This window comes from Streptomyces sp. NPDC041796, assembly GCF_055590785.1.
Genome location: NZ_JBVJAH010000006.1, coordinates 101,337 through 112,253, shown reverse-complemented (window position 1 = coordinate 112,253; position 10,917 = coordinate 101,337). Strand labels below are relative to the sequence as shown.

Below are 10,917 nucleotides of genomic sequence, written 5' to 3'. Positions count from 1 at the left end.
TGTCATTGGAGGGAGTCTAAAGGCAGGTGATGTGGGCTCGACGGCGGTTGTGTGCGGGTTCCTCTACGACCGGGCCATCGGCAGCACCGGCTTCAGGGTGTCCCACCTGGCGATCTCGCAGCCGTCGGTCCGCTTGAAGTGGGCGTCGACGTCCTGGCCCTGCCAGGTCCCGGTGATGTGCGCGGTGGCGGCCCCGCCGTGCTGCTGGGTGCACATCTGGTCCTTGGCCACGGGCGCGAACGGGTCCCGGCCCTCCGCGGCCAGCTCGTCGAGCCGGTCGCACGCGCCCTTGACCCGGGGGTGGTTCCCCTCGGCGGTCCTCAGGCCGCACTTCAGCTCGAACGTGCCGTCCGCCATCGGGTTGCCCGAATTGCTCACGGTCACGGTCAGCGAGTCGGTGCCCGCCAGCAGCGGCAGCGGCAGAGGCCCGCCACCGGCCATGGCGGCGGGCGCGGCGGCACCGAGCGCGGCGAGGGACGCGGCGGAGGTGAGGACGAGGCGGCGCAGCATACGAACTCCTGGGGGGTACGGATCCGTCGGGATGCCGGGCATCCCTCACCCCACTAACGCTCCAGCCCCCGGCGCGTTGCGCAAGCGGAGCGCCGCGGCACGGAGGAACGCCTTTGCCCCGCACCCCGCCCGCCTAGTACCGTGGGGATCGATTGGTGACACCCCCTTGGACTGTGTCATCATCTGCACGCACCACTCGCGCCTGCGCGGGTGCGGGCAAACGCTGGAGGCGTCGCCTAGTCCGGTCTATGGCGCCGCACTGCTAATGCGGTTTGGGTCTTAAAGCCCATCGAGGGTTCAAATCCCTCCGCCTCCGCCAGCACCACCCGAAGCCCCGGCCTCACGGCCGGGGCTTCGGTCGTTTTCCGCCCTCCCCCACCCGTCCGGGCGACCCCCGCACGGGGCCCCCGACAGCCCCCTGTTGGGTATTTGCCCAGGTCAGAGGGGGTGCGGCTAATGGATTTCGCGTGACGGCGCAGGTCATGTAATGTTGTTCCCGCAACGCCGACCGGGCAGAAAAGCCCGGGAAGCACAAGCACTCGTAGCTTAACGGATAGAGCATCTGACTACGGATCAGAAGGTTGCAGGTTCGAATCCTGCCGAGTGCACAACAAGCCAGAGGCCCCGGACGAAAGTCCGGGGCCTCTGGCGTTGTCGGGGTGGGCGGGCAGTGGCCGGTGTCGCGGCGGGGGAGCTCGGGCGCCTTACGGTTGCCGTCATGGTGTGGCGGTGCAGCGGGCTGCGGTGGCCGGGTGGTGGGGGCGGGGCCGGGCTGGTGTGGGAGGGCGGACGGGTCAGTCCGCTGGTGTACGGGCGGGAGATCGGCTTCCGGGTGGTGGGGGAGCGGCGGTGCGGTGGGGCGCGAGGGAACCCTTGTCCGGTGGAGGCCGTCGTGGCTGGGCGCAGTACCGGGGGGCGGTGCGCGGAGTGTGCGCGGCTGGACCGGGTGGGGTCCGTGGCGGCGGACGGTGTGGCGGACGACCCCAGGGTCTTCCGGGTGTACCTCGCCTGGTTCGGCGCCGGCATGGTCAAGGTGGGGATCACGGCCGAGGAACGCGGTGACGCCCGGTTGCGGGAGCAGGGAGCGGTCGCGTACGGCTGGCTGGGGCGCGGGCCGCTGATGGCGGCGCGGCGGACCGAGGAGGTGCTCGGTACGGCGCTGGGCGTTCCCGACCGGATCCCGTACGCCGCGAAGCGGGTCGCCCGGGTGGGGCTCCCGGGTGGACCGGAGCGGGCGGCGGAGGTGGCGGCGTTGTACCGGCGGGCCGTGCAGGTGCCCGGCTGGGCGGACACGCTGGAGCCGCTGGACCTGCGGGTCGTCGACCACGTCGGGGTCTTCGGACTGGACCGGGTGGACCGTGTCGACGGGGTGGTGCGGGAGCTGGTGGACGGTGGGGGCGTGGTGGGTACGGTCGTCGCCGCCGCCGGACCGGATCTTCACCTCGTGGCGCCGGACGGTCGCCGGATCGTGCTGGACACGCGGCTCATGACCGGATGGGGGCTGATCCGGGGCGGCGAGGGCGGTCTCACGGTTCCGGTGGCCGCCGTGCCCGACGGCGTGCAGGGCGGGCTCTTCTAGCACCCGAGGGTAAAGACTCGGATCCCGATCGCCCGGAGACCTGGACACCCCGCCGGGGCCCGGCGGAAGGTGAGCCGCATGAGCGATCAACTCGTGGGTGGCATCGAGCCGCCCTACTACACCGTCGTGTTCACCTCCGTACGCGCCGAGGAGGACCACGGGTACGCGGAGACCGCCGAGCGCATGGAGCAGCTCGTGCGGGACGTACCGGGCTTCCTCGGGTACGAGTCCGCCCGTACGCCCGGCGGCGTCGGCATCACCGTCGGGTACTTCAGGGACGAGGAGTCCATCGCCGCCTGGCGGGCGAACGCCGAGCACCAGGACGCGATGCGGCGTGGGCGGGCGGACTGGTACGAGCGGTACAGCGTGCACGTCGGCAGGGTCGAGCGGAGCTACGGCTTTGACCGCGGGTGACGAGGCGCGGCGTGTCAGGGCGTTCCAGGAGCGGCTCGGGCTCCCCGGGCTGGTGGACGTGCACACGCACTTCATGCCGGAGCGGGTGCTGCGGAAGGTGTGGGCGTACTTCGACGCCGTCGGGCCGCTGACCGGGATGCCGTGGCCCATCACGTACCGCGAGGAGGAGGACCGACGGGTCGAGCTGCTGCGGGAGTTCGGGGTGGTCCGGTTCACCTCGATGATCTATCCGCACAAGGCCGGGATGGCGGAGTGGCTCAACGGCTGGGCGGCCACGTTCGCGGAGCGGGTCGAGGGGTGCCTGCGGACGGCGACGCTGTTCCCGGAGGAGGGTGTGGAGCGGTACGTGGGGGAGGCGGTCGACGGGGGCGCGCGGGTGTTCAAGGCGCATCTCCAGGTCGGCGCGTACGACCCGAACGACCCGCTGCTGGACGGCGCCTGGGGGCTGCTCGCCGAGGCCGGCGTACCGATCGTGATCCACTGCGGTTCGGGGCCGGCACCCGGCAAGCACACCGGCCCCGAGCCGGTCGCGCGGCTGCTCGCCCGGCATCCGCGGTTGCGGCTGGTCGTCGCGCACATGGGGATGCCCGAGTACGCCGACTTCCTCGACCTCGCCGAGCGGTACGGGGAGGTGCGGCTGGACACGACGATGGCGTTCACCGACTTCAGCGAGCGCCTGGCGCCGTTCCCCGTCCAGGAGCGGGGAAGGCTGCTGGAGCTGGGGGACCGGATCCTGCTGGGGAGCGACTTCCCGAACATCCCGTACGGCTATCCGCACCAGCTGGAGGCGCTGGAGCGGCTCGGGCTGGGGGACGACTGGCTGCGGGCGGTGTGTCACGGGAACGGGGCCCGGCTGTTCGGGCTGCTTTCTCAGTGAATTCACAGAAAGGCGAAAGGTTCCTTTCAGCGGGGTGCGTGATCGTCGGGGCATGACCGTCTCCTCGCCCCAGGGGCGCACCGAAATGCTCAGGCCCGACGGGAGTGCCGTCCGGGTGCTCGTCGTGGACCACGAGGACGCGCTCACCGAGCTGCTGTCCATGGCGCTGCGGTACGAGGGGTGGGAGGTGCGCAGTGCCGGCGACGGCGCCGGGGCGGTGCGTTCGGCGCGGGACTTCCGGCCGGACGTCGTGGTGCTGGACATGATGCTGCCCGACATGGACGGGCCGGTGCTGCTCGGTGGGCTGCGGCGCGAACTGCCCGGCGTGCCCGTGCTGTTCCTCACCGCGAAGGACGCGGTGGAGGACCGGATCGCGGGGCTGACGGCGGGCGGGGGCGACTACGTCACCAAGCCGTTCGGCCTGGAGGAGGTCGTGGCGCGGCTGCGCGGGCTGATCCGGCGGTCGGGGGCCGCGGCGGGGCGCGGCGAATCGCTGCTGGTGGTGGGTGACCTGGTGCTCGACGAGGACAGTCATGAGGTGTCGCGGGGCGGGGACGGGATCCACCTGACCGCCACCGAGTTCGAGTTGCTGCGGTTCCTGATGCGCAATCCCCGGCGGGTGCTCAGCAAGGCGCAGATCCTCGACCGGGTGTGGAGCTACGACTTCGGCGGGCGGGCGAATGTCGTCGAGCTGTACATCTCGTACCTACGGCGGAAGATCGACGCCGGCCGGGCACCCATGATCCACACCCGGCGGGGCGTGGGGTACCTGATCAAGCCCGGCGTGTGATGCGCCGCCGAGCAAGAGGGCGGTCGGCAAGAGGGCGCCGAGCAAGAGGGCGGTGAGCGAAGCGGCGCTCCCCAGGACGGCGATGAGCGAGGCGGCGCTCAGCAGCACGGCGCTGGGCGAGGCGGCGCCCGCCAAAAAACGTTATACAGCGTATGACTCAGCCTTGTACGGTGTACGGGACCACCTCCCATACACCGTACAAGGAGCCTGCCGCATGACGGCGACCACCGCCGGGAACGACCGGAAGCCCTCCGCCGCAGCGCTCGGCGGCGGCCACCCGCAGCGCTGGCTGATCCTCGGCGTGATCTGCCTCGCCCAGCTCACCGTGCTGCTCGACAACACCGTCCTCAGCGTCGCGATCCCCTCCCTCACCAAGGAACTCGACGCCTCCACGGCCGACATCCAGTGGATGATCAACGCCTACTCGCTCGTCCAGTCCGGCCTGCTCCTCACCGCCGGCAACGCCGCCGACCGCTACGGCCGCAAGAAGATGCTGATCACCGGCCTCGCCCTGTTCGGCCTCGGCTCGCTGGCCGCCGGACTCGCCCAGTCCTCCGCCCAGTTGATCACCGCCCGCGCGGGCATGGGCGTCGGCGGGGCGCTGCTGATGACCACGACCCTCGCCGTCGTCGTCCAGATCTTCGACGACACCGAACGCGTCAAGGCCATCGCCCTGTGGTCCACGGTCAGCTCGCTCGGCTTCGCGGCCGGCCCGCTGCTCGGCGGGTTCATGCTCGACCACTTCTGGTGGGGCGCGATCTTCCTGATCAACATCCCGGTCGCGGTCATCGGTCTGGGCGCCGTCGCCGCCCTCGTACCGGAGTCCCGGCACAAGCAGGGCGACCGGCCCGACCTCGTCGGTGCCGTGCTGTCCACGATCGGTATGACGGCGGTCGTGTACGCGATCATCTCCGGGCCCGACCACGGCTGGACGTCCGGCCAGGTCCTCGTCCCCGCCGCGCTCGGCGTCGCCGTCCTCGCCGCCTTCGCGCTCTGGGAGCTGCGCACCCCGTATCCCATGCTCGACATGCACTTCTTCCGCAACCAGCGGTTCGTCGGTGCCGTCGCGGGGGCCATCCTGGTCGCCTTCGGCATGACCGGTTCGCTCTTCCTGCTCACCCAGCACCTGCAGTTCGTGCTCGGGTACGGCCCGCTCGACGCGGGTCTGCGCACCGCGCCGCTCGCCCTCACCGTCGTCGTGCTGAACCTCACCGGCGTCGGCGCCCGGCTGCTGCCCAAGCTGGGTACGCCGTGGACCATCGCGACCGGCATGGCCCTGGTCGCCGCCGGTCTCGCCGCGATCGCCGTCCTCGGCGGGGCGCACGGGTACGGCGGCATGCTGCTCGGACTCGTCGTCATGGGCGCGGGCGTCTCGCTGTCCATGCCCGCCATGGCCAACGCCATCATGAGCGCGATCCCGCCGGAGAAGGCGGGCGTGGGCGCGGGGATCAACGGCACGCTCGCGGAGTTCGGCAACGGGCTCGGCGTCGCCGTCCTCGGTGCCGTGCTCAACTCCCGCTTCGCGGCGCTCGTCTCCGTGTCGGCGGCCTCCCTGCCCGCCGCGCTCGCGGCGGCCGACGGGCCGGCCGAGAAGGCCCGGATCTCCGACGCGTTCGCCTCCGGTCTGGAGACCAGCCAGCTCGTCGGCGCGGTGGCGGTCCTGGCGGGTGGCCTGCTGGCGGCGCTGCTGCTGCGGCGCGCGGAGGGACGGCGGGCATAGCATCGGGGCCAGGAACGAGGAGGAGGCCCATGGTGTCGGCAGCCGATCGCCGCGACGCCCAGCGCCCGGCGCACTCCAGCGTGTGGCTGCGGGGCGACGGCGACAAGTCACGGCGGGCCGGGCGCAGGGCGGAGCAGCCGTCCGGCCTCGACCGGGACCGCATCACGGCGGCGGCGGTCCGGCTGCTGGACGCCGAGGGCCTGGCCAAGTTCTCCATGCGGCGGCTGGCGGCGGAGCTGAACGTCACGGCGATGTCGGTCTACTGGTACGTCGACACCAAGGACGATCTCCTGGAGCTCGCGATCGACGCGGTGTTCGGGGAGCTGGACGTCCCCGACCCGGCCACCGATGAGGACTGGCGCCTCCAGCTCCGCGCCCTGGCCTCCGGCTACCGCGCCCTGCTGGTCCGCCACCCGTGGGTGTCGCCGCTGATCGGCCGGTTCCTCAACATCGGGCCCCACTCGATGGCGTTCGTGCGGTGCGTCCAGCGGGTCATCGGCAACACCGGCCTGCCCGCGCACGCCCAGACGGGCGCGACGCAGGCGGTCTTCCAGTTCGTGTACGGGTTCGGCACGATCGAGGGCCAGTTCATCCAGCGGTGCGCCGGCGCGGGCATGAGCCAGGACGAGTACTTCCGCGAGGCGATGGCCACGATCTACGAACAGCCCGGGTACGAGAAGGAGTTCCGGCGCGCCACGGAGCTGATGGAGGCCCGCGGCGGCGACACGGTGGAGGAGATGCGCGAGCGGGACTTCGAGTTCGCGCTGAAGGTGCTGATCGCCGGCATCGAGGCGATGACCTAGGGCGGGCCGAGCGTGCCCCGGCCTTGTCCAGGCCCCTGTCCGGGCCTTGTCCAGGCCCTGCCTAGGCCTGCGGGAGCTCCCCCCGCACGGCCTGGATGTCCAGCTCCACCCTCAGCGTCGTACCGATCGCCGAGATCCCCGCCCGCACGACCTGGTTGTAGTTCATGGCGAAGTCCTCCCGCCGCAGCTCCGCCGTCGCCCGGAAGGCGGCGCGCACCCCGCCCCAGGGGTCCGGGCCCGTGCCCAGGTAGGTGAGGTCGAGGTCGACGTCACGCACGACACCGTGGAGGGACAGGGCGCCGTGCACGGTCCAGCGGTCGGGGCCCGCGGGGCTCAGGCCGTGGCTGCGGTAGGTGATCTCCGGGTGGGCGTCGACGTCCAGGAAGTCGGGCGACTTCAGGTGCTTGTCCCGCAGCGCGTTGCCCGTGTCGACGGACGCGGCCGCTATCACGGCGTCCACCCGCGAGCGGGCGACGTCCTCGGCGATCTCGATCCGGCCACCGAACTCGGTGAACCGGCCGTGCACGCTGGAGATGCCCAGGTGCTGGGCGACCGCACCCACGGACGAGTGCGCCGGGTCCACCGACCAGGCGCCCGGCGGCGGGAGTTCGGCACCTCCCGCCCGTGCCAGGACGACCGTGCCCACGTCTGCCCGGCCGCTCGCCGTCACCAGCGCGGTGGACGCCACCGGGGCGTACCCGACCGCCGTCACGATCACCGTGTACGGGCCGGGGGCGAGGGGCACGTCCGCGACGACGACGCCCTCGGGGCCGGCCTCGGCCCGCAGCACCTGCGCGCCGGTCATGTCGGTGACGGTCACCACGGCGTGCTGGACGGCCCAGCCGTCGCGGGTGCGTACGTGTGCGCGAAGTCCCATTCCCGTTTCTCTCCTCGTACCGGATGAAGGGGGGCGGCAGGCCGTCCCCTGCCTGCCGCCCCCTGCCCGGCCGCCGCCTCCGCTCGGTGTGCGGCCGGGGGTCTCGGGTCTACTCGCCGGGGTGGGCGAGCTCGATGTCGTGGTCGTCGAGTCCGTGCCCGGCCACCGTCAGGGCGCCCGCCACCGGCGGGTAGCCGGTCGCGATGACCGTGTACTCGCCCGCGTCGAGGTCGGCGAACGCGTAGGCGCCGTCCTCGCCGGTGGTCGCCGTCGCGACGACGTTCCCGGCCGCGTCGACCAGCGTCACCCGCGCGTCCGCCAGCGGGTGGCGGTCCGCCCCGGCGCGTACCGTGCCGCGCAGCCGGGCGCCGGACCGCAGGAGCGCCTCCACCCGGGTGACGCCCTGGCCGCCGATCTCGACCGGCAGGGCGAGCGGCCGGTGGCCCTCGGCGTTCACCGCCACGGTGACGGTGCCCGGCACCAGCTCGGCGAAGGCGAAGGTGCCGTCCTGGGTGGTCACCCCATTGGCGAGCACGTCACCGCGCACATCCGTGACGATCACCATCGCGCCCTCGACGGGCTCCCCGCCCTCGGCGGCCCGTACGGTGCCGACGAGGCCGCTCGTACCGGACAGGAGGATGTCGTACGCCAGCGCCTCCTCGCCCACGACGACCGTGGACGCCTGGGGCTGGAAGCCGTCGGCCGAGGCGATCAGGACGTACGAGCCCGGGCCGGGCGCGTCCAGCGCGTAACCGCCGTCGGCCTGCGCCACCGCGCGGCCGAGCTGCCGTCCGGCGAGCGAGATCAGCGTGACCGCCGCCCGGGCCACGGGGGTGCCCTCCGCGGTACGGACGGTGCCGTGGACGGGGGTGCCGTTCGCGGGCGCCGTGGCGCGGGGCGTCTCCGGCGCCGTTTCGGCGGCGGCCTCGGGCTCCGGCTCGGAGTTGCTCTTCAGGGCGACCTCCTTGATGAACAGCGTCACGAGGAAGGCGAGCAGGGCGAAGGGGGCGGAGTAGAGGAAGACGTCGGCCACACCGTGCCCGTACGCCGTCTCCATGACCGTACGGATCGGGGCGGGCAGCGCGTCCAGGTCGGGGATGCCCCCGCCGCCGGTACCGCCGTGGCCGAGGGCCGCGCCCCGCGGGCCCAGGTCGGCGAGGCCGTCCTGGACGTAGTGGGTGACCCGGTTGGCCATGACCGCGCCGAGCGCCGAGACGCCGATGGCACCGCCCAGGGACCGGAAGAAGGTGACGACGGAGGACGCGGCGCCGAGGTCGGAGGGGTCGACCTGGTTCTGGGTGCACAGCACCAGGTTCTGCATCATCATGCCGAGGCCCAGACCGAGGACGGCCATGAAGACCGCGATGTGCCAGTACTCCGTGTCGTACCGGATGGTCCCCAGCAGGCCGAGGCCCGCCGTGACCAGCACGCCACCGCTGACCAGCCACGCCTTCCAGCGGCCGGTCCTGGTGATGACCTGGCCGCTGACCGTGGAGGACAGGAACAGCCCGCCGATCATCGGGATGGTCATGACGCCGGACATCGTCGGCGACTTGTCGCGCGCAAGCTGGAAGTACTGGCTGAAGAAGACGGTGCCCGCGAACATCGCGACGCCGACGAAGAGCGACGCGACCGAGGCGAGCGTGATGGTGCGGTTGCGGAACAGCCGCAGCGGGATGATCGGCTCGCTCGCCCTCGACTCCACGAGCAGGAACAGCGCGCCGAGCGCGACCGAGCCGCCGACCATGGTGTACGTCTGCCACGACAGCCAGTCGTACTTGTCGCCGGCGAAGGTGACCCAGACCAGCAGCAGCGAGACCGCCGCGCTGATGAGGAACGCGCCCGACCAGTCGACCTTGACCTGCCGTTTGACCACCGGAAGTTTCAGGGTCTTCTGCAGCACGATCAGCGCGATCACCGCGAAGGGGACGCCGACGTAGAAGCACCAGCGCCAGCCGAGCCAGTCGGTGTCGGTGATGACGCCGCCGAGCAGCGGGCCGCCGACGGTGGCGACGGCGAAGGTGGCGCCGAGGTAGCCGCTGTAACGGCCGCGCTCACGCGGGGAGATCATCGCGGCCATCACGATCTGGGCGAGGGCGGACAGGCCACCGACGCCGATGCCCTGGACGACACGGCAGGCGATGAGCGTGCCGGCGTTCTGGGAGAGACCTGCGACGACCGAGCCGAGTACGTAGATGACCAGGGAGACCTGGACCAGCAGCTTCTTGGAGAAGAGGTCCGCGAGTTTGCCCCACAGCGGGGTGGTCGCCGTCATCGCGAGCAGCGAGGCGGTCACGACCCAGGTGTAGGCGCTCTGGCCGCCGCCGAGGTCGGTGATGATCTCGGGGAGGGCGTTGGAGACGATCGTCGAGGACAGGATGGCGACGAACATCCCGAGCAGCAGCCCGGAGAGCGCCTCCATGATCTGCCGGTGCGTCATCGGCGCGCCATCGTCATGGGTCCTGGCGTGGCCGCCCCGCACACCGGCCGGTGTGGTCGTAGCCATGAACTTCCTTTGTGTCGGTACGTACGTGTTCGGGTGTACGGGTGGCGTGCGCCCGGCAGTCGCCGAAGGAGTCGCGGAGCCGGGCGAGCAGTGCGGTGAGCTGTCCGACGTCGTCGTCGGACCAGTCCTTGAGGGTGCGGGCGAACATGTCCGCGCTCCGGCGGCCGAGGTCGTCGAGCAGGTCCTGGCCCGCCGGGGTCAGCCGCAGGATGCGGGAGCGCCTGTCGTCCGGGTCGGGCAGCCGCTCGACCCAGCCGCGTTCCACGACGTGCGCGACATGGCGGCTGGTCACCGACATGTCGACGGCGAGCAGCTCGGCGAGCCGGCTCATCCGCATGTCGTCGTGGTGGGCGAGGAGGGACAGGACGGCCGCCGATCCGCCGGGGCACTCGGCGGGCAGGGCCCGGGAGAGTCCGCGCTTGACGGCGCCGATGGCGCTGAGCTGCCGGGCCAGTTCCTCGTACTGACTCCGCTCGGCCATGGCCACCCCCGCATCTTGTTGCTTAGGGCAACCATAGAAGCTGTTGGTTGCTACAGGCAAACTAAAAAGGGGCGAAGGCGGCTAAAGTCCTGGCAAAGGAAGGCGAGGGTTGGGTGGGGGGACCAGGTTCGCTAGGGTCCTGGCCCATGGCACACAACCCCCAGGGCCCCGACGGCAACTACGACCCGGCGGGCAGCACGCAGATGTTCCGCGCCTTCGTCGACGAGGGCACGCCGCAGCGGCAGCAGCAGGTGGCGGCCCAGTCGGGCCCGAAGGCCGGCCTGATCGCCGGCGTCGTCGCGGTCCTCGTGATCGTCGCCGCGGTCGCCTGGCTCGCGCTCGGCTGATCGGTCCGTTCAT

General features: G+C 71.8%; 11 protein-coding genes and 2 tRNA genes. 9 read left to right on the top strand and 4 right to left on the bottom strand.

Annotated features, from left to right (window positions below):
• Positions 1 to 63: 63 nt before the first annotated feature.
• Positions 64 to 510 (bottom strand): SSI family serine proteinase inhibitor, encoded by a 447-nt coding sequence (locus ACZ6C1_RS13645; RefSeq protein WP_469240566.1) that lies wholly within the window; start codon positions 508 to 510, stop codon positions 64 to 66.
• Between the two features lie 225 nt (positions 511 to 735).
• Between ACZ6C1_RS13645 and ACZ6C1_RS13640 the strand changes: the two genes are divergently transcribed.
• From ACZ6C1_RS13640 to ACZ6C1_RS13605, 8 genes are all read left to right on the top strand, one after another.
• A tRNA-Ser gene (locus ACZ6C1_RS13640) sits at positions 736 to 829 on the top strand.
• Positions 830 to 1,045: 216 nt separating this feature from the next.
• A tRNA-Arg gene (locus ACZ6C1_RS13635) sits at positions 1,046 to 1,118 on the top strand.
• 110 nt (positions 1,119 to 1,228) lie between these two features.
• Positions 1,229 to 2,089 (top strand): DUF2797 domain-containing protein, encoded by an 861-nt coding sequence (locus tag ACZ6C1_RS13630; RefSeq protein WP_469240564.1) that lies wholly within the window; start codon positions 1,229 to 1,231, stop codon positions 2,087 to 2,089.
• Positions 2,090 to 2,167: 78 nt separating this feature from the next.
• A complete protein-coding gene (locus ACZ6C1_RS13625; RefSeq protein WP_469240562.1) occupies positions 2,168 to 2,503 on the top strand; it encodes an antibiotic biosynthesis monooxygenase family protein in 336 nt (111 codons plus the stop codon).
• Positions 2,490 to 3,380 carry an amidohydrolase family protein gene (locus ACZ6C1_RS13620; protein ID WP_469240560.1) on the top strand — a complete coding sequence of 297 codons (891 nt, stop codon included), beginning with the start codon at positions 2,490 to 2,492 and terminating at the stop codon, positions 3,378 to 3,380. The genes ACZ6C1_RS13625 and ACZ6C1_RS13620 overlap by 14 nt, the downstream gene beginning before the upstream one ends.
• A gap of 52 nt (positions 3,381 to 3,432) precedes the next feature.
• Positions 3,433 to 4,170 carry a response regulator transcription factor gene (locus tag ACZ6C1_RS13615; RefSeq protein ID WP_469240558.1) on the top strand — a complete coding sequence of 246 codons (738 nt, stop codon included), beginning with the start codon at positions 3,433 to 3,435 and terminating at the stop codon, positions 4,168 to 4,170.
• Positions 4,171 to 4,384: 214 nt separating this feature from the next.
• Positions 4,385 to 5,890, top strand: coding sequence for an MFS transporter (locus ACZ6C1_RS13610; protein WP_469240556.1), 1,506 nt, complete (start codon positions 4,385 to 4,387; stop codon positions 5,888 to 5,890).
• A 29-nt stretch (positions 5,891 to 5,919) separates the two neighbouring features.
• Positions 5,920 to 6,693 (top strand): TetR/AcrR family transcriptional regulator, encoded by a 774-nt coding sequence (locus tag ACZ6C1_RS13605; RefSeq protein ID WP_469240554.1) that lies wholly within the window; start codon positions 5,920 to 5,922, stop codon positions 6,691 to 6,693.
• A gap of 61 nt (positions 6,694 to 6,754) precedes the next feature.
• Here the strand turns inward: ACZ6C1_RS13605 and ACZ6C1_RS13600 are convergent, their stop codons facing one another.
• From ACZ6C1_RS13600 to ACZ6C1_RS13590, 3 genes are all read right to left on the bottom strand, one after another.
• Positions 6,755 to 7,570, bottom strand: coding sequence for a YceI family protein (locus ACZ6C1_RS13600; RefSeq protein ID WP_469240552.1), 816 nt, complete (start codon positions 7,568 to 7,570; stop codon positions 6,755 to 6,757).
• 109 nt (positions 7,571 to 7,679) lie between these two features.
• Positions 7,680 to 10,010 (bottom strand): MFS transporter, encoded by a 2,331-nt coding sequence (locus ACZ6C1_RS13595; protein ID WP_469241207.1) that lies wholly within the window; start codon positions 10,008 to 10,010, stop codon positions 7,680 to 7,682.
• 13 nt (positions 10,011 to 10,023) lie between these two features.
• Positions 10,024 to 10,557, bottom strand: coding sequence for a MarR family winged helix-turn-helix transcriptional regulator (locus ACZ6C1_RS13590; RefSeq protein ID WP_469240550.1), 534 nt, complete (start codon positions 10,555 to 10,557; stop codon positions 10,024 to 10,026).
• A gap of 146 nt (positions 10,558 to 10,703) precedes the next feature.
• Here ACZ6C1_RS13590 and ACZ6C1_RS13585 point away from each other — a divergent pair, with 146 nt between their 5' ends.
• A complete protein-coding gene (locus tag ACZ6C1_RS13585; protein ID WP_469240548.1) occupies positions 10,704 to 10,904 on the top strand; it encodes a hypothetical protein in 201 nt (66 codons plus the stop codon).
• The last annotated feature ends 13 nt before the right edge of the window (positions 10,905 to 10,917 follow it).